This is a genomic window from Xanthomonas sp. NCPPB 3570, from assembly GCF_056725115.1.
The window spans coordinates 4,455,399-4,479,160 of sequence record NZ_CM161513.1; the positions used below are offsets into that span (position 1 = coordinate 4,455,399).

16 protein-coding genes are annotated in these 23,762 nt (G+C 69.6%); 11 read left to right on the top strand and 5 right to left on the bottom strand.

Features of this window, described 5'->3' with window-relative positions:
• Positions 1-153: 153 nt before the first annotated feature.
• Positions 154-2,844 (bottom strand): pyruvate dehydrogenase (acetyl-transferring), homodimeric type, encoded by a 2,691-nt coding sequence (gene aceE / locus AC1PLR_RS19215; protein ID WP_481102001.1) that lies wholly within the window; start codon positions 2,842-2,844, stop codon positions 154-156.
• A 216-nt stretch (positions 2,845-3,060) separates the two neighbouring features.
• Here aceE and AC1PLR_RS19220 point away from each other — a divergent pair, with 216 nt between their 5' ends.
• From AC1PLR_RS19220 to AC1PLR_RS19240, 5 genes are all read left to right on the top strand, one after another.
• Positions 3,061-5,037 (top strand): SpoIIE family protein phosphatase, encoded by a 1,977-nt coding sequence (locus AC1PLR_RS19220; protein ID WP_481103643.1) that lies wholly within the window; start codon positions 3,061-3,063, stop codon positions 5,035-5,037.
• Positions 5,034-5,474 carry an ATP-binding protein gene (locus tag AC1PLR_RS19225; RefSeq protein WP_481102002.1) on the top strand — a complete coding sequence of 147 codons (441 nt, stop codon included), beginning with the start codon at positions 5,034-5,036 and terminating at the stop codon, positions 5,472-5,474. Before AC1PLR_RS19220 ends, AC1PLR_RS19225 begins: the two co-directional genes overlap by 4 nt.
• Positions 5,471-5,863, top strand: a complete 393-nt coding sequence (locus AC1PLR_RS19230) for an STAS domain-containing protein (protein WP_481102003.1) — start codon at positions 5,471-5,473, stop codon at positions 5,861-5,863. The genes AC1PLR_RS19225 and AC1PLR_RS19230 overlap by 4 nt, the downstream gene beginning before the upstream one ends.
• A 787-nt stretch (positions 5,864-6,650) precedes the next feature.
• On the top strand, positions 6,651-7,196 hold the full coding sequence (locus AC1PLR_RS19235; RefSeq protein WP_481102004.1) for a PadR family transcriptional regulator: 546 nt from the start codon (positions 6,651-6,653) through the stop codon (positions 7,194-7,196).
• A gap of 85 nt (positions 7,197-7,281) precedes the next feature.
• Positions 7,282-8,076, top strand: coding sequence for a siderophore-interacting protein (locus AC1PLR_RS19240; protein WP_371180920.1), 795 nt, complete (start codon positions 7,282-7,284; stop codon positions 8,074-8,076).
• 439 nt (positions 8,077-8,515) lie between these two features.
• Here AC1PLR_RS19240 and AC1PLR_RS19245 read toward each other — a convergent pair whose 3' ends face one another.
• Complete coding sequence (locus tag AC1PLR_RS19245) at positions 8,516-9,154, bottom strand: YceI family protein (RefSeq protein WP_010343091.1); 639 nt, start codon at positions 9,152-9,154, stop codon at positions 8,516-8,518.
• Between the two features lie 83 nt (positions 9,155-9,237).
• A complete protein-coding gene (locus tag AC1PLR_RS19250; protein ID WP_010343089.1) occupies positions 9,238-9,828 on the bottom strand; it encodes a malonic semialdehyde reductase in 591 nt (196 codons plus the stop codon).
• Between the two features lie 126 nt (positions 9,829-9,954).
• On the opposite strand from AC1PLR_RS19250, the gene AC1PLR_RS19255 reads away from it, so the two are divergent.
• Entirely contained in the window at positions 9,955-10,926 is a 972-nt protein-coding gene (locus AC1PLR_RS19255; protein ID WP_481102005.1) for a mitochondrial fission ELM1 family protein, read from the top strand.
• Between the two features lie 73 nt (positions 10,927-10,999).
• On the opposite strand, the gene AC1PLR_RS19260 is transcribed toward AC1PLR_RS19255, so the two are convergent.
• Positions 11,000-12,874, bottom strand: a complete 1,875-nt coding sequence (locus tag AC1PLR_RS19260; protein ID WP_481102006.1) for a S53 family peptidase — start codon at positions 12,872-12,874, stop codon at positions 11,000-11,002.
• Between the two features lie 740 nt (positions 12,875-13,614).
• On the opposite strand from AC1PLR_RS19260, the gene AC1PLR_RS19265 reads away from it, so the two are divergent.
• The 4 genes from AC1PLR_RS19265 to AC1PLR_RS19280 all read left to right on the top strand — a co-directional run bounded on the left by AC1PLR_RS19265 (position 13,615) and on the right by AC1PLR_RS19280 (position 18,657).
• Positions 13,615-15,912: a TonB-dependent receptor gene (locus AC1PLR_RS19265; protein ID WP_481102007.1), complete on the top strand. Its 2,298-nt coding sequence runs from the start codon at positions 13,615-13,617 to the stop codon at positions 15,910-15,912.
• Between the two features lie 80 nt (positions 15,913-15,992).
• Positions 15,993-17,063, top strand: a complete 1,071-nt coding sequence (locus AC1PLR_RS19270; protein WP_481103644.1) for a glycerophosphodiester phosphodiesterase — start codon at positions 15,993-15,995, stop codon at positions 17,061-17,063.
• A gap of 402 nt (positions 17,064-17,465) precedes the next feature.
• On the top strand, positions 17,466-18,023 hold the full coding sequence (locus AC1PLR_RS19275; protein WP_481102008.1) for a queuosine precursor transporter: 558 nt from the start codon (positions 17,466-17,468) through the stop codon (positions 18,021-18,023).
• Positions 18,024-18,129: 106 nt separating this feature from the next.
• Complete coding sequence (locus AC1PLR_RS19280; RefSeq protein ID WP_481102009.1) at positions 18,130-18,657, top strand: hypothetical protein; 528 nt, start codon at positions 18,130-18,132, stop codon at positions 18,655-18,657.
• A 208-nt stretch (positions 18,658-18,865) separates the two neighbouring features.
• Here the strand turns inward: AC1PLR_RS19280 and glnE are convergent, their stop codons facing one another.
• Complete coding sequence (glnE, locus tag AC1PLR_RS19285; RefSeq protein ID WP_481102010.1) at positions 18,866-21,718, bottom strand: bifunctional [glutamate--ammonia ligase]-adenylyl-L-tyrosine phosphorylase/[glutamate--ammonia-ligase] adenylyltransferase; 2,853 nt, start codon at positions 21,716-21,718, stop codon at positions 18,866-18,868.
• Between the two features lie 463 nt (positions 21,719-22,181).
• Here glnE and proP point away from each other — a divergent pair, with 463 nt between their 5' ends.
• On the top strand, positions 22,182-23,663 hold the full coding sequence (gene proP, locus AC1PLR_RS19290; RefSeq protein WP_481102011.1) for a glycine betaine/L-proline transporter ProP: 1,482 nt from the start codon (positions 22,182-22,184) through the stop codon (positions 23,661-23,663).
• Positions 23,664-23,762 lie beyond the last annotated feature (99 nt).

Genomic DNA, 23,762 nt, shown 5'->3' on the forward strand with positions numbered 1-23,762 from the left:
AAAGCCGTGCCTAATCAAAATTTTCTGATCAGGCATTTCGCCGGTGAAGAGTTGACGGGAAGTTTGGGAGTTACCGCGCAGGCGCAGCTTGATTCTTATGCATAAAAAAGGCGGCCGTAAGGCCGCCTTTTCTAGCTACTGGGCGCGCCGCAATCAAACCCCAACCGGATTAGCCTTCTCAGGATCAATCTTGTACTGCTTGATCGCCCGAGCCACATCCTTGCCCGTCATCTTCCCCTCCTTCGCCAACGCCGCAATGGCGGCATGCGCGATGTAGTAGCGATCGACCTCAAAGAACCGGCGCAGGTTCGCACGCGTGTCCGAACGACCGAAACCATCGGTGCCCAGCACGGTGTAGTGCATCGGCACGAAGGCGCGGATCTGGTCGGCGAAGGCGCGCACGTAGTCGGTGGCGGCGATGGCCGGGCCCTGGCGGCCTTCCAGCAGCTGGGTGACGAACGGCTTGCGCTGTTCGCCTTCCGGGTGCAGGCGGTTCCAGCGCTCGGCGTCGAAGCCGTCGCGGCGCAGTTCGTTGAAGCTGGGGCAGGACCAGATGTCGGCGGTGACGCCGAAGTCCTTGTCCAGCAGTTCCGCCGCGGCGATGGCTTCGCGCAGGATGGTGCCCGAGCCCAGCAGCTGCACGCGCAGTTCGCCCTTCTTGGGCTTGCCGGCGTCCTTGAGCAGGTACATGCCCTTGATGATGCCGTCTTCCGCGCCCGCCGGCATTTCCGGGTGGGCGTAGTTCTCGTTCATCAGGGTGATGTAGTAGTACTCGTCCACCTGCTCCTGCATCATCCGCTGGATGCCGTACTGCATGACCACGGTGACTTCGTAGCCGAAGGTGGGGTCGTAGCTGCGCACGTTGGGGATGGAGCCGGCGATGACCTGGCTGAAGCCGTCTTCGTGCTGCAGGCCTTCACCGTTGAGGGTGGTGCGGCCGGCGGTGCCGCCGAGCAGGAAGCCGCGGGTGCGCATGTCCGCCGCCTGCCAGGCGATGTCGCCCACGCGCTGGAAGCCGAACATGGAGTAGTAGATGTAGAACGGCAGCATCGGCACGTTGCTGACCGAGTAGCTGGTGCCGGCAGCCATCCACGAGGAGATCGCGCCCGGCTCGCTGATGCCCTGCTGCAGCACCTGGCCGGACTGGTCTTCGCGGTAGAACATCAGCTGGTCGGCGTCCACCGGCTTGTACTTCTGGCCGAACGGGGCGTAGATGCCGATCTGCCGGAACATGCCTTCCATGCCGAAGGTACGCGCTTCGTCGGCCACGATCGGCACGATGCGCGGGCCCAGTTCCTTGTCGCGCAGGGCGATGTTGAGGCTCTGCACGAAGGCCATGGTGGTGGAGTAGGTGCGCTCGCCGCTGTCCTTGAGCAGGCGCTCGAACTTGTCCAGGCCCGGGGCCGGGATGGACAGGTCGGCCTTGCGGCGGCGCTGCGGCAGGTAGCCGCCGAGGGAGGCGCGGCGCTCCTGCAGGTACTGCACTTCCGGCGAGTCCGGGCCGGGGTGGTAGAACGGCACCTGCTCGGCATCGGCCAGTTGCTTGTCGCTGAGCGGGATGTTGAAGCGGTCGCGGAACGCGCGCACGGCGTCGTCGTCCAGCTTCTTGGTCTGGTGGGTGGGGTTCAGCGCTTCGCCGGCCGAACCCATGCCGTAGCCCTTGACGGTCTTGGCCAGGATCACGGTGGGCATGCCCTTGGTGTTCACCGCCTGGTGGTAGGCGGCGTAGACCTTGTGCGGGTCGTGGCCGCCGCGGTTCAGGCGCCAGATGTCGTCGTCGGACAGGCCGGCGACCATGGCCGCGGTCTCCGGGTACTTGCCGAAGAAGTTGGCGCGGGTATAGGCGCCGCCGAAGGCCTTGCAGTTCTGGTACTCGCCGTCGACGGTTTCCATCATTAGCTTCTTGAGGACGCCGTTGGTGTCCTTGGCCAGCAGGGCGTCCCAGTAGCCGCCCCACAGCAGCTTGATGACGTTCCAGCCGCCGCCGCGGAACACGCCTTCCAGCTCCTGGATGATCTTGCCGTTGCCGCGCACCGGGCCGTCCAGGCGCTGCAGGTTGCAGTTGACCACGAAGATGAGGTTGTCCAGACCTTCGCGGCCGGCCAGGGCGATGGCGCCCAGGGTCTCGGGCTCGTCGCTCTCGCCGTCGCCGATGAAGCACCACACCTTGCGGTCGGACTTCTCGATCAGGCCGCGGTGCTCCAGGTACTTCATGAACTGCGCCTGGTAGATGGCGCTGAGCGGGCCCAGGCCCATCGACACGGTGGGGGTCTGCCAGAAGTCCGGCATCAGCCACGGGTGCGGATAGGAGGAGATGCCCTGCCCGTCCACTTCCATGCGGAAGTTGTTGAGCTGGTCTTCGCTGATGCGGCCTTCCAGGAAGGCGCGGGCGTAGATGCCGGGGGAGCTGTGGCCCTGGATGTACAGCAGGTCGCCGGGGTGCTTGTCCGAGGGCGCGCGCCAGAAGTGGTTGAAGCCCACGTCGTACAGGGTGGCGCTGGAGGCGAAGGAGGCGATGTGGCCGCCCAGGTCGCCCGGCTTGCGGTTGGCGCGGACCACGGTGGCCATGGCGTTCCAGCGGATGATCGAGCGGATCTTCCACTCGATGGCCGCATCGCCCGGGCTCTTGGCCTCGTTGGCGGGGGCGATGGTGTTGACGTACTCGGTGGTCGGCGAGAACGGCAGGTAGGCGCCGGAACGACGGGTCAGCTCGACCATGTCCTCCAGCAGCTGATGCGCGCGCTCGGGGCCTGCGACATCGATGACGGCCTTGAGCGATTCGATCCACTCCTGGGTCTCAGTGGGGTTCGGATCGTTCTGCAGCACCTCGTTCAACCAGTTCATAACGCTCCCGTAGGTCGCACGCACGCGCGCGATGGCATGTGTTTTCTCGAAGCCTGCAAGTGTAGCGCAACCGCCCCGCAGGACCTCGTACGCCAGCGTATGGAACGGACTGTCACATTGGCCCGGGACACCCCGCGGGACAGCCGCCGCGGCCGCTGTGCCGGGCGGCCGCGGCTGCGCTTATGATCGGGCTCCAGGCCCCCGTGGAGCGCCGCCATCGCCCTTGCCTCGTCAGCGCAGGACGCCTCCGCGGTCGCCTGGCGGCACAGCCTGCGCACCCGGCTGCTGCTGTGGGGCAGCCTGCTGCAGGTGGCGCTGCTGCAGGGCCTGGCCCTGCTGTTCTACCTGGGCGCGCGCGAGGTGATGGTGCGCAACGCCCGCGAGGAGGTGGCCGGGCTGACCCAGCAGACTGCGCGCAGCCTGGACGCCACGCTGGGTTCGGTGCAGGTGAGCGGGCGCACCCTGGCCGCCACCGCGGCGGGACTGGGCCGGCAGCCGTTCAACCTGCGCACCCTGCTGCAGGCCACGCTGCAGGGCGACCCGGACATCGCCGGGGCCCTGCTGGTGATCGAGCCGGGCGCGCTGAAGGACGACGGCCGCGGCTTCGCCTGGCACCTGCGGCGCACCGCCGGCGGCGTGCAGGAGCAGTCGGCGGAGGCGCTGGGCTTCGACCTGCACAGCATGCCGTGGTACCGGCGCACGCTGACCGCGCCGGCGCCGTGGTGGTCGGAGCCGTACAGCGACGCCGGCAGCGGCGGCGCCTACCTCACCACCTACAACCTGCCGCTGCGCCTGCCCGGCGACGGGCCGCAGGCGCCGGCGATCGGCATGGTGAGCGTGGACGTGCCGCTGCAGCGCCTGCAGGCCATCGTCGCCGAACTGCCTGCCAACAGCGGGCTGCAGCCGATGCTGCTGTCGCCGGACGGGCTGTTCGTGCTGCATCCGGACCCGGCATTGCGCTTCCGCCGCACGCTGGAGGCGCACGTGGCGCGGGCGCGGCCGGACCTGTCGCCGCTGGCGCAGGCGGCCGACACCCACACCGCAGTGCGGTTCGAGCACACCGCGCCGGACGGCACCCGCTACCTCACCCAGAGCGCCGCGGTGGGCGACACCGGCTGGACCTTCGCGCTGAGCGTGTCGGAGGACTACATCCTGGCCGGGCTGGACCGCATCGTGCTGTGGGGCGCGCTGGCCGGCGCCGCCGCGCTGGCGCTGTGGCTGTGGCTGCTGCATCGCTACACGGTGCGGCTGGTGCGGCCGATCGAGGACCTGACCGACTCGGCGCTGCACTTCAGCCAGGGCGCGTTCGACTATCCGCTGCGGCATGTGGAGCGCGCGGACGAAGTGGGGGTGATGGCGCGCGCCTTCGACAGCGCGCGGGGCTCGATCAAGCGCCAGCTGGACGAGATCGCCACGCTGGCGCAGGCGCGGCAGCGCATGCAGAGCGAGCTGTCGATCGCGCGCGACATCCAGCAGGCGATGCTGCCGGTGGGGCGCACCTTCGACAGCGCCCACAAGCACCTGGAGACGCATGCGCTGCTGGAACCGGCGGAGATGGTCGGCGGCGACTTCTACCAGTTCTTCGAGACCGAGCCGGGGCTGCTGTGGTTCGTGGTCGGCGACGTGTCCGACAAGGGCGTGCCGGCGGCGCTGTTCATGGCGCGGGCGATGACCGTGCTGGAGATCGCCGCGCGCCGGCACACGCGCCCGGACGCGATCCTGATCGCGGCCTCGCAGCGGCTGGTGGAAGGCAACGAACCGTGCATGTTCGCCACCGTGCTGTGCGGGCTGATCGACGTGCACAGCGGCGACTACTGGCTGTCCAGCGCCGGCCACGAGCCGCCGCTGCTGCTCGGCGCGGACGGCCACGCGGAACTGCTGCCGCTGGAATCCGGCCCGCCGCTGGGGCTGGAGCCGCAGTCGCGTTATCCGGTGGTCCATGGCCGCCTGGCCGCCGGCGCCACCCTGCTCAGCTACACCGACGGCATCACCGAGGCGATGGATGCGCAGGAGCAGCCGTACGGCGAAGCCAGGCTGCTGGCGGCGCTGCAGCCCGGCGCCGACGCGCAGGCGCAGTGCGCCGCGGTGCTGGCCGACGTGCAGGCGTTCACCGCACCGGCACCGCAGTCCGACGACATTACGCTCCTGGCGATCCGGCTGCGCCAGGATCCGGCACGGGAGGCGACGCGATGATGCTGCGATGGCAGATGGAACCGGCAATCGACGCACTGGCGCAGTTGAGCGACAGCGTGGAGGCGGCGCTGCGGCGCCACGGCGTGAGCGGCGAACAGGTCAGCCGCACCCGGCTGATCGTCGAGGAACTGGCCTGCAACAGCCTGGAACACGGCCACCTGCGTCGCGCGCCGCTGCCGGTGGACGTGATCGTGCACCTGCAGCCCGATGCGCTGGTGCTGGAGTTCCACGACAGCGGCCCGGCCTTCGACCCGCGCGACGCGCCGGTGCCGGACCTGGACGCGGACATCGCCGAACGCCCGATCGGCGGCCTCGGCCTGCACCTGGTGCAGCAACTGGCCGATCGCCTGGACTACCGCCACGACGCCGGCCGTAATGTGGTGCGCATCGTGTTGCTGCAACCTGCCGATCCCCCTCTTCAGGAGTCGCCCGCATGACCACGTTGAGCCTGCAGATCGACCCGGCGCAGGACAAGCGCCAACGCCTCACCCTGAGCGGGCGGCTGGACACGCACACCTACCAGGCCCTGGACGAGGCGCTGGCGCCGCTGCTGGCCACCACGATCACCACGTTGGTGCTGGACCTGTCGCACCTGGACTACATCAGCAGTGCCGGCATCCGCTCGATCTTCAAGGCGCGCAAGGTGCTGGCCGCGCGCGACGGGCGGGTGCTGGTGGTGAACCCGCAACCGCAGATCCGCAAGGTGTTCGACGTGGTCAAGGCGGTGCCGTTGAACGAGATCTTCACCTCGGTGCAGGAACTGGACGAGTACCTGGACGAGATGCAGCGGCGGGTGCTTGCCGATGGCGCAATGCGTCGGGACTGAAGTCCCTCCCACAGTGCACCCGGCAAGCGCGCTGCAAGACCCTCTTTTGACGCACGTCAACTGGCATGCGGCCGCGATGCGCGAAGCGGCGCGCCTGCCGATGGCGCAACGCGTCGGGACTGAAGTCCCTCCCACAGTGTGCCCGGCGAGCCCGCTGCAAGGCTCTCTTTTGACGCACGTCGACTGGCATTCGGCCGCGATGCGCGACGCGGCGTGCGTTCCGATGGCGCAATGCGTCGGGACTGAAATCCCTCCCACAGTGCGCCCGGCGAGCGCGCTGCAAGGCGCTCTTTTGACGCACGTCGACTGGCATGCGGCCGCGATGCGCGACGTGGCGTGCATTCTGATGGCGCAACGCGTCGGGACTGAAGTCCCTCCCACAGTGCACCCGGCGAGTTCGCTGCAAGTTTCCACACAAGCGGCCTCAGCCGCGACGGGATTTGCTGGTACAGCCCGTCGCGGCTGACACCGCTCCCACAGGAATGGGCTGAGCATCTTTGTGGGAGGGACTTCAGTCCCGACGACGGAGGGTGTCAGTCGGCGTACGGCTTCGCGTGTCGCAGCTGCATGGCAATTGATTCCCACACGGGCCACCCCTGGCCGGTGCAACCTAGGGCAGCGCACGCCCGCAGAACTCCAACCCGCACCGAACCCACGCGCACGTCGCAAACGCGTTCTGGCGTCCTGACTGAACCAATCCCCCAGCGCTCCAGCGCCCACCCTGCCAGGCGCTTGCCGGCCACCCAACTTCGATATATCGTTTCTCCACCAGATTCGACATATCGAAATGCCACGACCCCATACCCCCGGCCCGCACCCCGCGCACCGCCTGTTCGAGGAAGACCGGGCCGGCCGCGGCCGCAGCGCACGCGGCCCCCGCCCGCTCGGCCACGGCGACCTGCGGCTGTTGCTGCTGGCGATGATCGAGACCCAACCGCGCCACGGCTACGAGCTGATTCGCGCGGTCGCCGAGCTGTTCCATGGCCTGTACACGCCCAGCGCCGGCACGGTCTACCCGACCCTGGCGCAACTGGAGGCGCAGGGCCTGGTGCAGGCCGATGCCGACGCGACCCGCAAGCGCTATGCGATCACCGCGGCCGGCAAGGCCTTCGTGCAGGCCGAGCGCGCGCAGGTGGAGGCGGCGCTGCAGCGCACCCATCACAGCGCGCGGGCGCTGGTGCGCGCCAACGTGCCCGCACCCGTACGCGAGGCGATGCATCGCATCAAGCACGGCCTGCTGGCGCGACACGGGCGCTGGGACCCGGACGAGATCGAGCGCGTCGCCGCGCTGTTGCATGCCGCCGCCGATGGCATGGATGGCAGCACTCCCTGACTCCCTTCCAGCCAGCGCGCGGGTGCTTGTGAGGTTTCGCCCCGCGTCGCGCGCCAATCCCCTCCCCCACGTTTCGAGGATTCCCATGGCGACCCACGAACACCGCCTGCTGCGCCACCCGCTGCGCCTGCGTCATCTGCAGGTGCTGCGCACGCAACCGTTGACCCCGCACATGCGCCGCATCGTCGTCGGCGGCCCCGAGCTGGACGGCTTCGTCAGCGCCGGGCCGGACGATCACGTCAAGCTGTTCTTCCCCAATCCGGAAGGCGCGTTCGTGCTGCCGACGATGACCGAGCACGGCCCGGTGTATCCGGCCGATGCGCTGCCCTCGCCCGCCCGCGACTACACCCCACGCCACTACGATGCAGACGCGCAGGAACTGACCCTGGACTTCGTGCTGCACGGCGATGGCCCCGCCTGCCGCTGGGCGGCGCAGGCCGACCCGGGCGATGCGCTGGTGGTCGGCGGGCCGCGCGGCTCGTTCGTGGCCGCCGACGATTTCGACGCCTACGTGCTGATCGGCGACGAGACCGCGCTGCCGGCGATCGGCCGCTGGCTGGAAACCCTGCCGGCCGACGCGGAGGTGGACGCACTGATCGAGATTCCGGGCTACGCCGACCGGCAGACGCTGGATTGCGACGCCGAGCTGCGCGTCACCTGGCTGGAGCGCAATGGCGTGGACCCGCGCAGCAGCCAGCTGCTGGAAGGCGCACTGCGCGACTTCGATCCGCCCGATGGCGATGCGTTCTACTGGATCGCCTGCGAATCGGCGCGTGCGCGGATGATGCGCAAGTTCGTCGAAGGCCACCTGGGCGTGCCCAAGGAGTGGATTCGCGCGACGGGGTATTGGAAGGCGGGCGGGGACGCGGCCGAAGACTAAGGGCGTTTCATGACGGCAGGAAGCACACGCGTAGGAGCGGCTTTCAGCCGCGACGAGGCGCTCCCGCCAAAGCGGTCGCGGCTGAAGCCGCTCCTACGCAGGATGGCCGGCGCCGACGGCAGCCGCTCTTTTTTGCTGGCCCTGTCCGGACGAAACGAACGCAATAGCCCCTCTCCCACCGGGAGAGGGGTTGGGGTGAGGGTAAGGACGCGGCTGGCACTTCGGGCGCATGTAGCTTCGCCCAGGGCATCGCGGTCAGGCCATCGCGGCTGAAGCCGCTCCTACGTGCACCATTCGGCCCTGGTGAGGTTGCCGCGCGCAGTTCCATTGCACGGCACACAGCGAGATCCGAAAAACACAAACGCCCGCCGAATGGCGGGCGTTTGCGTTGCGGCGAACGACGGCGCACGAAGCCCCGTCGCCGCGACGGCACGCAGGCTTACTTGGCCGCGTTCAAGGTCGCTTCGGTGGTGATGCGGATCTTCACTTCGTCGCTGACGTTCGGCACGTAGGCGCCCAGGCCGAAGTCGCTGCGCTTGATCGTGGTGGTGGCGTCGAAGCCCAGCGCCGGCACCTTCTTCATCGGGTGCGGACCGGCACCGTTGAGGGTCACCGCCAGCACCACCGGCTTGGTCGTGCCCTTGATGGTCAGGTCGCCGGCGACGGTCAGCTTGTTGCCGCCGGCCGAGGTCACCTTGGTGCTCTTGAAGGTGGCGGTCGGGAACTTGGCGGCGTCGAAGAAGTCGCCGCTCTTCAGGTGCTCGTCGAACTTGGCGGTGAAGCTGTTGAGGCCGGACAGCGGCAGGGTCACGTTGACGCTGGACTTGCTCACGTCCTGGGCGTTGTAGACCAGGGTGCCGTCGACATCGCCGAAGTGCGCGGACGGGTTGGAGAAGCCGAAGTGGCTCCACTGCACCAGCACGTCGGTGTGGGCCGGGTCGAGGGTGTAGGTGCCGGAGACGCCCTTGGCGGCGGCAGCGGCGGCGGCCGGCGCGGCGAAGGCGCTGGTGGCGGGCTGGGCAACGACGACGGCCAGGGCCATGGCGAGCGGGAGCAGCAGTTTGCGGGTCTTGGTCATGGTGGAACTCCTTGGAGGGGTGATGGGACGAAACTGCGGCAGGCGCGGGCCTGCGGTGGGACAGGGAAGCGAAACGCGCGCGCTCACTCGATGCGCGCGGCCTCGTCGAAACTCAGCCGCGGCAGGCGCGGGAACAGGCCGCTGGGGTCGCCGTAGCCGAGGTTGACCAGGAAGTTGGATTTGATCGCAGTGCCTGCGAAGAACGCGGCATCGACCTTGGCGTTGTCGAAGCCGGACATGGGACCGGCATCCAGGCCCAGCGCACGCGCGGCCAGGATCAGGTAGGCGCCCTGCAGCGAGCCGTTGCGGAACGCGCCTTCGCTGCGGCCTTCGCGCGGGCCGTCGAACCAGCTCTTGGCGTCGGTGTGCGGGAACAGGTACGGCAGCTTCTCGTGGAAGTCCTCGTCGTGGGCGACGATCACCGTGACCGGCGCGGCCAGGGTCTTGGCCAGGTTGCCCTCGGACAGCGCCGGCTTGAGCTTTTCCTTGGCCTGCGGCGAGGTGACGAAGACGAAACGCGCCGGGCTGCCGTTGGCCGCGGTCGGGCCCCACTTCACCAGGTCGTAGAGGGCACGCAGGGTGGCTTCGTCGACTGGCTTGTCCAGGAACGCGTTCTGGGTGCGCGCGGTACGGAACAACTGGTCGAGGGCGGCGTCGTGCAAGGCGTCGGACATGGAGGAAGTTCCTTGATCGAGGGAAGCGCCAGGATGCCGGTGGGGCCGTCCCGATGCGAGGCGGCCAGTGTAGAGTGGCGCGATTGTCGCAACACCCGGCCGCGATGCAACGGATTACTACCAAACGTGAAACGATCGGACGCGACCTGGGCGATTAGCGATGGCCGCGCCGGCAACGCCCGCCAGGCCGAGGCGCTGGCCGCCGCGTTGGCGCTTCCGACCGCGACACCGATCCAGGCGCAGGTGTTGCAGCCGCACATGCCGTGGCGCTGGTTGGCGCCACGCTGGCTGCCCGGCGCGACCCGCGCTTACGGCGCGGCCTTCGCCGAGGCGTTGCGGCAACCGCCGCCGCTGGCCGTGGGCTGCGGCCGCCAGGCGGCGCTGGCGACGCGGCTGCTACGTGCGCGCGGCAGCCAGGTGGTGCAGATCCTGGATCCGCGGCTGGATCCGCGGCATTGGGACGTGGTGGTGGTGCCGGCGCACGATCGCCTGCGCGGCGCCAACGTGCTGACCCTGCTCGGCAGCCTGCATCCGATCGACGACGCCTGGCTGGCCGCAGGACGCGCCACGTTTCCTGCGCTGGGCGCATTGCCCTCGCCGCGTGTCGGTCTGTTGGTGGGTGGCCCGTCCGGGCTGGCACCGTGGAGCGAGGCGCAGGCACACGCCGCCTTCGCCGACATCGCCGCGCAGTTGCGCTTGCACGGGGGCAGCATTCTCGCCAGCGCATCGCGGCGCACGCCGCCCGCGGTGGCCGCGGCCTTGCGCCGCACGTTCGCGGACATGCCAGGCATGGTGTGGTGCGGTGCGGACGATGGCGCCAATCCCTACGCCGGCCTGCTCGGCTGGGCCGAGCGTCTTGCCTGCACGCCGGATTCGGTGAATCTGCTGTCGGAAGCCTGCGCCACGCGCGTGCCGGTGCAGGTGCTGATGCCGGAGACGGCGCGCGGCCGCGCCCTGGATTTCCATCGTGCTTTGCAGGCGCGTGGACGCCTGCTCCCGGCGCAGGATGCCGGCGACGCGTACGCCGCCGGCATCGCACCGCTGCGCGAAACCGCGCGGATGGCCGCGCTGATCCGCGACCGGTTGGCGCTGGCCTGATCGGCCGCCGCGCCGGCGTCGCTGCCACGACACCGGCACGGCAACCGGGCCCAACGCGTCACATCACGCTATGTCAGGGATTGCTCGGCGAGCGCGGCACGCCCGCCGGCGCCGCATCCAGCGCACCGATCAGCAGCCGCACCACCGGCGTGCCCACGCCGACCGTGTAGTTGTACTTGCCCTTGATCGGCTGGTTGTTGTCGACCACGCCGTTGTAGCCGGGGATGCCGCGATGCAGCGCCTCCGGGCCATTGGCGGCCAGGCGGTACAGGTAGTCGTTGAGATTGCCCTGGCGGCCCTGCTTCTCCACCAGCAGCGCGACCGCGCTGGCGAACTCCGGCGCGGCGACGCTGGTGCCGATCACCGCCGAGAGTTTGCCCTTGAAGTAGGTGGCCACCGAGCTATCGCCGTCGCGGCAGGGCTGGGTCGCGATCGCCGGGCAGCCGCCGACCAGCATGCCGATGTCCGGCAGCGCGCGCATGGACGTGCGCGTGCCGCCGAGCGCACGCAACTGGTAGGCCGGACGCTGGAACAGCGTGCTGACGCCACCGCCGGCGCCCCAGTAGCCGCCGGCCAGGTTCGCGCCGATGCCGTAGTAGTCGGCGGTCTCCAGCGGATCGCCGTAGGCGCTTTCGCTCTTGTAGCCCGACTCCAGGCTGCCCTTCTTGTAGGCGGTGAGCAGATTGCCGCCGCCGACCGCGGTCACGTTCGGGCTGGCCGCCGGGTGTTCGACACCGGGAATGAAATGTCCGTCCTTGCCGTCGACCAGGTACTGCGTGTCGGCGCAGCCCAGGCCGGCGTTGTCGCCGCTGGAGGCGACGAAGGTGATGCCCTGCGCATTGCCCTGCTTGAACACCGCTTCGTAGGGACGCAGCAGCGGGGTGAAATCCTTGCCGCCGTTGTAGGCCGCGGTGTAGTACAGCTCGCAGACGCCGAACGAGGCGCTGACCACGTCGGCCTGGTTGTCCTGGACGATCTGCCGGTAGCCGGCGAGCACGGAGGCGTCGCTCAGGTCCGGGATCACGTACAGCAGCACGTGCGCACCGGGCGCGCCGCCGAGCGCCATCTGCACGTCGAGCGCGGCCTCGCCGCCCGCGGCGTCGTTGCCGTCCTGCAGGCCCGGCTTGGCGCCGGCCACGTAGTGGCGCGCGTACAGGGCCGGATCGGCATGGTTGGCGGCGTAGCGACTGAAGTTCTCGTGGTCGAACATCGCCTTGATGTCCGAGTCCAGCACGTCGCTGCTGATCAGGATGGCGATCGTGCTGCCGGTGCCATCGAGCCGGCGTTGCCCGCCCGCCGCGCCGGTGGTGGCCTGGTAGGACGGATAGCCGTAGGCCTGCTTGAGGTCGTTGTACCAGTAGGTGGTGCCGCCGGCGCCGTAGCGGTTGGATGGATTCTTGACGGCCGACCGCTGCCAGTTGACGTGCATCGCCGGCGCGCCGCGGGTCAGGCCGGTCACCGTCGCCCCGGTGTCGCGCAGCGCGGCCGGCAACTGCAACGGCGCGGCCGCGGCGAGGCGGGCCTGGGTCCCCTGCTGCACCTCGGCGGTCAACGGCACCGCGAACAGCCGCTCGACGTTGTCCGCGCTCGCGCTGACATGCAGGGTGGCGCCCTGCTCGACGACGTTCATGTGCGCGGCCTGCAACGCGGCGCGCACCTGCGCGATCTGCGTCGGCGCCGGCGCGAAGCGGCGCTGGAACTCGGCCGGCGTCAGCCAGTGGTGGTACTGCGGCGAGACCGGATCCTGGATGTCGGCCAGCAGGGCGTCCAATCCGGCCTGGTCGCGCAAGGGCAGGTGCACGTCGAAGGTGACCGGCGCGCTGCGCAGGGTGGCGGTCATCGCCGCGATGGAGGCGTCGGGCGCGGCACTGGCAGTGCTGAGCGCGCACAGCAGGGAAGCGGACAACACGGCAGCCAGCAACGGCCGACGGCGGATGCGATCAAGCATGGGCGTCTCTCCGGGGGTAGAGCGAGTGGGACGAGGCCGTGGCGGCCTCGCGGTGGGAAATCGATGGCCCCTCTCTGCACGGGAGAAGGGTTGGGGCGAGGGTGCGGCGCGCGAAGTGCATGCGTGGTTCGCTGCTGCGAGGCTGCGCCCGTACCCTCATCCGCCCCTGCGGGGCACCTTCTCCCGAGGGGAGAAGGGAGAAGCCTGAGCCCCTCTCCCACCGGGAGAGGGGTTGGGGTGAGGGTACGGCGCGCGAAGCCCCCGCGCCGCCATCTCCATGCAAGGACCCAGCGCGGCACGAAGACAGCGATCCGATCGATGCGGGTGCACTGTGCTTCCTGCTCATGTCTGCACGCATCGGCATGCCACCGGGCCTGGACGAGGCGTGATGATTGAGGAGGATTGCGCCACAAAACTTTGACGGCGCGCGCCGTTTTTTATTTTGTAAACAGGCCATTTCAGCGCGTTGCCGACACATGCGCGTACATGTGTTCCCTACCCGCGATTCGTGGCACTTGATGGCACGGTGTAACGACTTGATGTCGACCCGCTTGCATGCGGCCGCCACGATGACGGAGCCGATCGCGCGGTCGTCGCCGCACCATCATTGCTCCCAATCACGGTGGCGCTCGTCGACGCACGCCAGCGTGCCATTGCATGACAAACGCAACGCCACTGACGCCAACCTGCAACGTCGCTGTCGCATCGTCTGCGCACTTCCTTTACGAATTCTCCCGCGCATGCCTCTCCATTCCCTGCTGAGCACGGCGATCCTCGCCGCCCTGTTGTCGCCCTTCGCCGCCACCGCCGCAGAACCCGCCGCCGATGGCGCCGCGGCCGACGTGCAGCAACTCGATGCGGTGTCGGTGATCGGCCAGGGTGAAACCCGCCAGGTGCAGCGCATCACCACCCAGGACGTGGCGGTGCTGCCGCCGGGCACCAGCATCCAGAAGCTGCTCAACCGCATTCCCGGCGTCAACGTGCAGTCCAACGACGCCTTCGGCGCCAATGAGGAATCGCAGACGATCAGCCTGCGCGGCTTCAACGGCGTGCGCCTGGGCTACACCCTCGACGGCCTGCCGCTGGGCGACAACGCCTACGGCAACTACAACGGCCTGAACATCAGCCGCGCGCTGATCGCCGAGAACTTCGGCGGCGTGGAACTGGCCTCGGGCATCGGCAGCCTCGGCACCGCGTCCACCAGCAATCTCGGCGGCACCGTGCAGTACTACTCCGACGATCCGTCCACCGAGGTCGGCGTGCGCCTGGCGCAGACCGTGGGCTCGGACAGCAACCGCCGCACCTACCTGCGCCTGGATACCGGCGAGCACAACGGTTTCTCCGCCTACCTGTCCGGCATCTACGCCGACGCCGACATGTGGGCCCCGCCGGGCTCGCCGACCCACACCGCGCAGTTCAACGGCAAGGGCGTGTACCAGTTCGAAGGCGGCAAGATCACCGCGTTCGTCGACACCTCGCGCACCTCGCAGGCCGACTACGCCTACCTGTCCAAGAGCGGCCTGCACCGCGGCCTGGGCTGGGACTGGAACCTGTACGCGCCGGACTGGCAGCGCGCGCTGGCCGCGGCCTATTGCGCGCCGGCCACGCGCAACCCCAGCCGCTGCGGCTACAGCGGCGGCGTGGACAACATCGACGACGCCTACTACCAGAGCCGCGCGCTGCGCAACGACGACCTGTACTACCTGGCCGGCGACTTCCAGCCGTCCGATGCGGTGAGCGTGCACACCCAGGTCTACCACCACGAGAACGAAGGCCAGGGCCACTGGTGGTCGCCGGGCCAGCCGTCCTACCCCGGCACGCCGCAGGCGCTGCCGATCTCGATCCGCAGCACCAACTACACCATCAACCGCACCGGCGGCATCGCCTCGCTGGGCTGGGACATCGGCCCGCACCACCTGGAAGCGGGCGTGTGGTACGAGCGCAACAAGCACCACGTGGAGCGCAACTTCTACTGGATCGACGGCCCGATCGACGACGACATCTTCCTGAGCAACCCGAACCGCCGGCTGTTCTCGCAGGACTACGTCATCACCACCAAGCAGGCCTATGTGCAGGGCACTTTCAAGCTGCTTGACGAGCGCCTGACCCTGGACATCGGCGCCAAGAGCCCACACACCACCATGACCGCGCGCGAGACGCCGGGGATCGCGGTGGAGTCGCCGGTGGCCAACGGCGAGCTGAAGGCCAGCAAGGCGCTGCTGCCGCAGGCCGGCCTGAGCTACCGCCTGGCCGAGGGCCAGGAAGTGTTCGCCTCCTACGCCGAGAACATCGCCGCGTTCCAGGGCGGCGGCGCCGGCGGCCCGCTGCTGGTGACGCAGGCGTCGTTCGACGCCAGCGTCGGCGCGCTGCAGCCGGAGAAGTCCAAGACCTTCGAAGCCGGCTACCGCCTGGTGCGCGACCAGTTCGAGGCCTCGCTGGTCGGCTACGACGTGACCTTCGACAACCGCCTGCTGTCGCTCAACCCGTGCCCGAGCATCCAGCAGGGCACCACCCCGGCGTGCACCACGCGCTTCTTCAACGTCGGCTCGGTGAGCAGCCGCGGCGGCGAGCTGACCTTCATCTGGAAGCCGACCGCGCACCTGCAGTGGTACAACTCGGCCTCGATCAACCGCTCCACCTACGACGACAACTACGTGCAGAACGGCGCGGTGATCCCCACCGCCGGCAAGTACACCGTGGACACGCCCAAGCGCATGTTCGCCAGCGAACTCAGCTGGACCTGGAACGGCTGGAACGCCAACCTGCGCGGCAAGTACACCGGCCAGCGCTACTACACCTACACCAACGACCAGGGCTTCGGCGGCTACACCTCCTTCGATGCCGGCGCCGGCTACGATTTCGGGGCGGTGTCGTTCCTGCGGGACCTGAAGCTGTCGTTGAACGTCACCAACCTCACCGACAAGCGCTACGCCTCCAACCTCACCGCCTTCAGCAACAGCGACCCGAACGGCCGCTCGCTGGCCTTCCACGCCAGCGCGCCGCGGCAGGCGTTCCTGACCCTGGACGCGCGCTTCTGAGCGCGTCCATCCTGTCCGTCCGCCCCCGAACCGGAACGCATGCGATGATCCGATCCACCTCCTGGTTGTTGGGATGCGCGATGGCCGTGTTGGCGACCACCGCGGCGGCCGCACCGGCCGCCGCCCCGGGCGAGCACAAGCCGCTGGTGATCGGCCACCGCGGCGCCAGCGCGCTGCGCCCCGAGCACACCCTGGCGTCCTACGCCAAGGCCATCGCCGACGGCGCCGACTTCATCGAGCCGGACCTGGTCTCGACCAAGGACGGCGTGCTGGTGGCGCGCCACGAGAACGAGATCGGCGGCACCACCGACGTGGCCGCGCATCCGGAGTTCGCCGCGCGCAAGACCGTCAAGCAGATCGACGGGCAGCGCGTGGAAGGCTGGTTCACCGAAGACTTCACCCTGGCCGAGCTGAAGACCCTGCGCGCGCGCGAGCGCCTGCCGCAACTGCGCGGCACCGCCTTCGACGGGCAGTTCCAGGTGCCGACCATGGACGAGATCATCGACTTCACCGCGGCCGAGTCGGCCACGCGCGGGCGGCCGATCGGGCTGATTCCCGAGATCAAGCACGGCACCTACTTCCGCGGGCTTGGCCTGGCGATGGAAGACAAGCTGGTGGCCACCCTCGATGCGCATGCCTACACGCGCAAGGCGCCGGTGGTGATCCAGTCGTTTGAGATCGGCAACCTGGAATCTCTGCACGGCAAGCTCGGCGACACCCATCCGAACGTGCGCCTGGTGCAGTTGCTGGGCGATCCCAAGGAGCGCCCGGGCGACCAGTTGCGCAATGGCCCGACCTACGCGCAGATGGGCAGCGCGCAGGGCCTGCGCGCGATCGCCAAGTACGCGCAATTGGTCAGCCCCAACCTGCGCGCGATCGTGCCGGTGAGCGCCGACGGCGCCCTGGCCGCGCCCACGTCGTTCGTTGCCGATGCGCATGCGGCGGGCCTGCAGGTGATTCCGTACACGTTCCGGCCCGAGAACTACTTCCTGCCCAAGCAGTTGCAGGACGCGCGCGGCCCGGCTGCGGTGAATGCGGCCGGCAGCATCACCGAAATGCGCGCGCTGCTCGACGCCGGCATCGATGGCTTCTTCACCGACGACCCGGCCGTGGGCCGCGCGGCGGTGGATGGGACGGCGCTGTCGCGGTGAAGCCGAGAATGGGGAATGGGGAATGGGGAATCGCAACAGCGGTTCCCAGCGCGGAGTTCCATTTGTAGGAACGGCTTCAGCCGCGACGCGTGGAGCTTGGAGACACGTCGTGCGAAGCGGAGGCATCGTCGGGTCGGGACTGAAGTCCCTCCCACAGTGCAATCTCCGGCAGTGCCGGTGCGGTGAAGCCGGATTGGGGAATCGCAACAGCGGTTCCATCGTGGGGGTTTCCCACGGTAGGAGCGGCTTCAGCCGCGACCACGCGAGGTCGAGAAATGCCCTGTCGCGGCTGAAGCCGCTCCTACGACGCACGTGTGCGTTGAGATCGTCCACACGCCCGGCATTGGTCATCGCGCGTCCGGGCCGCGATAATGCGCGCCCGCCGCCCCTGCCCCGACCGCCGTGCCGTTCGTTGCCGCTCCCTCGCCCACTTTCGCCGCGCTGACCCCGCGCGCGCTGCTGCTGTCCGTGCTGGCGATGGGGGCGGTGGTGCTGCTGTCGAACGTGCTGGTGCAGTTCCCGATCAACGACTGGCTGACCTGGGGCGCCTTCAGCTATCCGCTGGCGTTTCTGGTCAGCAACCTGATCAACCGCCGCTTCGGCCCGCGTGCGGCGCGGTGGGTGGCCTGGTGCGGTTTCGCGCTGGCGGTGCTGCTGTCGATCTGGATCGCCACCCCGCGCATCGCCGCGGCCTCGTGCCTGGCCTTCATCGCCGCGCAATTGCTGGACATCACCGTGTTCGACCGGCTGCGCCGCGGCCGCTGGTGGCGCGCGCCGATCGTCGCCACCACCTGCAGCGCGACACTGGACACCACGATCTTCTGGTCGATCGCCTTCGCCGGCTCGGCGCTGCCGTGGCTGAGCTGGGCCGCCGGCGACCTGGCGGTGAAGCTGGGCATCGGCGTGTGCCTGCTGGCGCCGTTCCGCGCGCTGCTGTGGCGGATGGCACCGACGCGCTAGCGGCGGACAGGCGGGCGGCGCCGGCTTCACAAACGACTGCGGCCAACGTTGAATGGTGATCGGCGGCGCGCCTCCCGTGCGCCGCGCCTGCGACGAGACCACGCCCATGCCGCACGACGTCACTCCCGCCCTCGCGCTGAGCGCGCTCAACGCCACTTTGGCGCAACTGCAGCCGGCCGGTACGGCGCTGGCCACGCTGACCACGCCCACGGTGTCCTGCCCGGAGTGGTCCTGCAACACCTTCGCCCCGCTGATGCTGGAGATGGTGCTGCTGCGTCGTGACCGGCCCCTGCGCACCCGGCTGTACCTGGCGGACGCGGCGCTGCCGACCTTCGGCGACGGCGACTTCGTCAACATCGTGCTGCTGGGCGATCCGTCGCAGTTGATCCACAACTTCAACATCCTGGTGGCCGGCGAGCGGGTTTACCTGTTCCAGTCCTACCTCGAGCAGGTCGTGGACGTGGTGCGGGTGTTCGAGTCAGTGACCTTCCATGCGCTGTGGCACGACCTGTGCGCCGGCCGCACCGGCCTGTGGAAGCGCGCCTACCAGGGGCTGTTCGGGGTGGATCCCGACCAGGTGGTGGACACGGATCCCGACGCGGTCTGGTTCCAGACTCAGTACGTCAGCGCGTAGCAATCGCGCCACCACGGAACGGCATGCCGGCGCCGATCGCCGCGGCCATGGCGGCGTGTTTGCGGTTGCAGCACGGCTGCATGCCCATTCCCTCCGGTCGATTGCAGCCAGCGCCGACGGCACGCTTTCTGCCGCGACTCGGCGAGACGCGGCGTTGCCGGAGAAGCATGTCGCCACCGACACCACGCGTGCGCGCCTGCGCCTGCCGTCAAGGACCGCGCGAGTGCGCCGCGTCGCCGTCCGCACGGCCATCGACGAACACCAGGTCCAGGGCGACCGCCGCCTGCCGAATCGCCGCACGCGCCGCGGCGATGTCGGCGGTGGGCGCGGTCAGGCGCGGACGCCGATCCAGCGTGCAGGCCAGGCCCGCTTCCACCAGCGTGGCGTGGGCGGCATGCAGGCGCTCGGCGATGGAAGGCGACAGCCAGCCGCTGTGCGCCAGCGCGTCGAGCAGCGCCGGCGTGTCGCGCGGCGCCACCAGTGCCGGCTGCTGCGCGGCGCCGAGCAGCACGCCGGCCTGCACCAGGAATTCCAGGTCGACCAGGCCGCCGGCGCCCTGCTTGAGATCGAAACGCGCGGCATCGCTGCGGTCCAGTTCGGCGCGCATGCGCGCACGCATCTTGCGCACTTCCTCGCGCAGCGCTGCGGGCTCGCGCGGGCGTGCCAGGGTCTGCGCGCGCACCTGCTCGAACTGCTGCAGCAGCGGCGCATCGCCGGCCACGCCGCGGGCGCGCACCAGCGCCTGGTGCTCCCAGGTCCAGGCGCGCTCGCGCTGGTACTCCCGGTAGCTGGCCAGCGACGACACCAGCGCGCCCTTGCCGCCGTCCGGGCGCAGGCGCACGTCGATGTCGTACAGGCGGCCGCCGCCGGTGACCGCGCCGAGCAACGCGATCACCTTCTGCGCCAGCCGCGCGAACCAGCGCCCGCTCTCCAGCGGCCGCGGCCCGGCCGACGCTTCGACGCCCGGCGGATGGTCGTACAGGAACACCAGGTCCAGGTCCGAGCCGATGCCCAGTTCCACACCACCGAGGCTGCCGTAACCGACGATGGCGAAACTGCCGCCGGGCACCTCGCCATGCGCCGCGACCAGATCGGCACGCGCCAGGCGCAGCACGGTCACGACCACCGCCTCGGCCAATTGCGCGAGCTGGCGCGCGCTGTCGAGCGCGGGCTGGCGCCGGTCCAGCGTCGCCAGGGCGATGCGGAAACTCAGCGCCTGGCGCGCTTCGTTGAGGCCGCGCAAGGCCGCTTCCGGATCGTCGCCAGCGGTGGCGATCGCGGCATCGCACAGCCGCTGCATCGCCGCCAGGTCCGGCATCGGACCGTCGACGCGGCTGTCGAGCAGTTCGTCCAGCAGCAGCGGATGCGCAGCCAGCCGTTCGGACAGGAACGCGCTGCGCGCCAGCACGTCGACCAGCCGCGCCAGTGCGCTGGGCTGTTCGTCGAGCAGGGCCAGATAGCTGGCCCGGCGCAGGATCGCCTGCAGCAGGCCGAGCACGCGGTGCAGGGCGGCATCGGCCTGCGCCGAGCGCGCCGCGGCATGCAGCAGCGCCGGCAGCACCCGGTCCAGGCGCGCACGCGCGGCATCGGACAAGGTGCGCACGCCCAGCGACTGCACGAAACCGCGCAAGGCCTGGTCGGCGCCGTCGGCATCGGCGAAGCCGGCGGCGCGCAGCACCTGTGCCTGGCCGGCGTCGGGCAGGCCGCGCCAGTAGTCGGCCAGTGCATCGGGCGCCAGCGCGCGCTCGCGCGGCGCCAGCAGTTCGGCGAACTCGGCGGCGACGCGATCGCGCTGCACCTGCAGCGCCGCGTGCAGCGCGGTCCAGTCGGGATAGCCGAGGCCGAAGGCGATGCGTGCGCGGTCCAGCGGATCCTCCGGCAGCGCGTGGGTCTGCGCGTCGCGCAGCATCTGCAGGCGGTTCTCCACCTGGCGCAGGAAGCGATACGCCTGCGCCAGCGCCGCGCCATCCTCGGCGGCGACCTGGCCGGCGGCGACCAGCGCGTGCAGCGCCGGCAACAGGCGGCGTTCGCGCAGTGCGGGTTCGCGGCCGCCGCGGATCAACTGCAGCGACTGCACCAGGAACTCGATCTCGCGGATGCCGCCGGCGCCGCGCTTGATGTCGTCCAGGCGGTCGTGGCGCGCGACTTCGGCGGTGATCGCCGCCTTCATCTCGCGCAGGCCGTCCAGCGCGGTGTAGTCGAGATAGCGCCGGTACACGAACGGGCGCAGCGCCTGCAGCCATTCCTCGCCGGCGGCGATGTCGCCAGCCACCGCGCGCGCCTTGAGCCAGGCGTAGCGCTCCCAGTCGCGGCCTTCGCGCTGGAAGTACTGGTCCATGCCGGCGAACGACAGCGCCACCCGGCCGGCGGTGCCGAACGGGCGCAGGCGCAGGTCCACGCGATGCGCGAAGCCGTCGGCGGTGGTCTCGTCGAGCAGCCGCGCCAGGCGCTGGCCGAGCCGCGCGAAGTATTCCTCGGCGGCCAGCGCGCGCGTGCCGTCGGACTCGCCGCCCTGCGGGTAGGCGTAGACCAGGTCCACGTCGGAGGAGAAATTCAGTTCGCCGCCGCCGAGCTTGCCCAGGCCGAACACCACCAGCCGCTGCACGCTGCCGTCGGCAGCACGCACCACGCCATGGCGCGCAGCGAACTCGCCTTCCAGCGCCTGCAGCGCCAGCGCCAGGCAGTCCTCGGCCAGCTGCGTGCTGCCGGCCAGCGTCGCATCGACCTCGTCCAGGCCCAGCACGTCGCGCCACACCAGCCGCGCCGAGGCCGCGGCGCGGTAGCGACGCAGTTGCGCCGGCCATGTGGCGGGCTGCGCCGGATCCAGTTGCGGCAGCGGCAACGGCGGTGGGTCCGGCTGCGCCAGGTGCGCGAGCAGCGACGGCTGCCGGCACAGCGTATCGAGCAGGAAATCGCTGGCCAGCAGCGCGCGCGCCAGCGCGTCCTCGAAACCGGGATGAGACGGCCACGGCTGCGCGGCCACGGCCTGGCGCAGGCGTGCCATGCTGCGTTCGAGCGTGGGTTGCAGGACGTCGGGAACCACGAAGGGAGCAGAAGCCATCGGCCGATGATGGCATCCCGCGGCGACCGCGGACAGGACCGCGGCGTCGAGGCAATCACGCACCATGGCGCACTGCACTGTGGGAGCGACTTCAGTCCCGACCCGACGGCGCATCCGGCGCCGCAAAGTCGTTCCACCGTCGCACGTTTTGACGGAGGTCACCCGCACGGCTCCCAAAATCCACGCAGAACGCAGCTTTTCGGCACTTTTCGCAACGTTTCGCAGACCTTGCCGCCAGCCCCTTCACGACGATGGTGTATCATGGCCACCTCGACGGAGCACCTGTGCGCCCTGCGCCGCCCGCTCCGTCCTTCGATCCTGCAGCGCCGTGGAGTTGACGCGGCCATCCGGGATCGCCCCCGCAGACCAGTGCGGCGCCTGTGGCGCCCTGTCGTTCTGTCTTGCTTGCCTGCCGCGTGCAGGCCGGGGGTCATGACCTCACCGTTTCAGGACAGGAGAAGACATGTCGGAGTTCCACGCCCATTTCGGATGGTTCAAGCGCCGCCGCCAACTGCAGGTGGAAGAAGTCACCGTCGTCGACAAACCCATGCTCAAGCGGGCCGTCGGCGCGGCGGCGCTGGGCAATGCGATGGAATGGTTCGACTTCGGCGTGTACGGCTACCTGGCCGTGACCCTGGGCCACGTGTTCTTTCCCAGCACCAACCCGACCGCGCAACTGATCGCCACGTTCGCGACCTTCACCGTGGCGTTCCTGGTGCGCCCGCTGGGCGGGCTGGTGTTCGGCCCGCTGGGCGACCGCTACGGCCGGCAGAAGGTGCTGGCCGCGACCATGATCCTGATGGCGCTGGGCACGTTCTCGATCGGGCTGATCCCCCCCTACGAGCGCATCGGCATCTGGGCGCCGATCCTGTTGCTGGTGGCGCGGCTGGTACAGGGATTTTCCACCGGCGGCGAATACGGCGGCGCGGCGACCTTCATCGCCGAGTACTCCACCGATCGCAACCGCGGCTTCATGAGCAGCTGGCTGGAGTTCGGCACGCTGGGCGGCTATATCGCCGGCGCCGCCACGGTGACCGCACTGCACTTCACGCTCAGCGATGCGCAGATGCACGACTGGGGCTGGCGCGTGCCGTTCCTGATCGCCGGCCCGCTGGGCCTGCTCGGCCTGTACATGCGCATGAAGCTGGAGGAAACCCCGGCATTCCAGGCCTATGCCGAAGAGGCGGAAAAGCGCGAGCACGATGCACCGGGCCTGGGCGCACTGTTCCGCGTCCACTGGCCGCAGTTGCTCAAGTGCGTGGGTCTGGTGCTGGTGTTCAACGTCACCGACTACATGCTGCTGACCTACATGCCCAGCTACCTCAGCGTCACCATGGGCTATGCCGAGAGCAAGGGCCTGCTGCTGATCATCATCGTGATGCTGGTGATGATGCCGCTCAACGTGCTCGGCGGGTTGTTCAGCGATCGCCTGGGCCGCAAGCCGATGGTGATCGGCGCCTGCATCGCGCTGCTGGTGCTGGCGGTGCCGTGCCTGCGGCTGGTCGGCACCGGCAACGACTGGCTGATCTTCCTCGGCCTGATGCTGCTGGGCGTGGCGCTGGTGTGCTTCACCAGCTCGATGCCGTCGACCTTGCCGGCGCTGTTCTACACCCCGGTGCGCTATAGCGCGCTGTCGATCGCGTTCAACGTGTCGGTATCGCTGTTCGGCGGCACCACGCCGCTGGTCACCGCGTGGCTGGTCGAGCGCACCGGCGATCCGCTGGTGCCGGCCTACTACCTGATGGGGGCGGCGGTGGTGGGCATCGCGACCATGGCCTTCGTGCGCGAAACCGCCGGCCTGCCGCTGCGCGGCTCGCCGCCGGCGGTGGCCAGCGAAGCCGAGGCGCATGCGCTGCTGCGCAGCGACGAGCCGCTGACCGTGGACCCGACCCGCCCCGAACTGCCGCCGTCGCCGCACGCGACGTCGCAGGCGATGCCGACCTGACCCGAGCGCCGGCTGCGCGCGCTGCGGCGCAGGCATCCACGGGACGCGACCCGGCAATGTCGCTGTCACGGAAGCGTGTTATCGATACCTCACGCCAGG

Excerpts from the sequence above, each read along its gene's own strand:
- aceE (WP_481102001.1), bottom strand. The coding sequence starts at position 2,844 with ATGAACTGGTTGAACGAGGTGCTGCAGAACGATCCGAACCCCACTGAG.
- AC1PLR_RS19225 (WP_481102002.1), top strand. The coding sequence starts at position 5,034 with ATGATGCTGCGATGGCAGATGGAACCGGCAATCGACGCACTGGCGCAG.
- AC1PLR_RS19230 (WP_481102003.1), top strand. The coding sequence starts at position 5,471 with ATGACCACGTTGAGCCTGCAGATCGACCCGGCGCAGGACAAGCGCCAA.
- AC1PLR_RS19235 (WP_481102004.1), top strand. The coding sequence starts at position 6,651 with ATGCCACGACCCCATACCCCCGGCCCGCACCCCGCGCACCGCCTGTTC.
- AC1PLR_RS19240 (WP_371180920.1), top strand. The coding sequence starts at position 7,282 with ATGGCGACCCACGAACACCGCCTGCTGCGCCACCCGCTGCGCCTGCGT.
- AC1PLR_RS19245 (WP_010343091.1), bottom strand. The coding sequence starts at position 9,154 with ATGACCAAGACCCGCAAACTGCTGCTCCCGCTCGCCATGGCCCTGGCC.
- AC1PLR_RS19250 (WP_010343089.1), bottom strand. The coding sequence starts at position 9,828 with ATGTCCGACGCCTTGCACGACGCCGCCCTCGACCAGTTGTTCCGTACC.
- AC1PLR_RS19260 (WP_481102006.1), bottom strand. The coding sequence starts at position 12,874 with ATGCTTGATCGCATCCGCCGTCGGCCGTTGCTGGCTGCCGTGTTGTCC.
- AC1PLR_RS19265 (WP_481102007.1), top strand. The coding sequence starts at position 13,615 with ATGCCTCTCCATTCCCTGCTGAGCACGGCGATCCTCGCCGCCCTGTTG.
- AC1PLR_RS19270 (WP_481103644.1), top strand. The coding sequence starts at position 15,993 with ATGGCCGTGTTGGCGACCACCGCGGCGGCCGCACCGGCCGCCGCCCCG.
- AC1PLR_RS19280 (WP_481102009.1), top strand. The coding sequence starts at position 18,130 with ATGCCGCACGACGTCACTCCCGCCCTCGCGCTGAGCGCGCTCAACGCC.
- glnE (WP_481102010.1), bottom strand. The coding sequence starts at position 21,718 with ATGGCTTCTGCTCCCTTCGTGGTTCCCGACGTCCTGCAACCCACGCTC.
- proP (WP_481102011.1), top strand. The coding sequence starts at position 22,182 with ATGTCGGAGTTCCACGCCCATTTCGGATGGTTCAAGCGCCGCCGCCAA.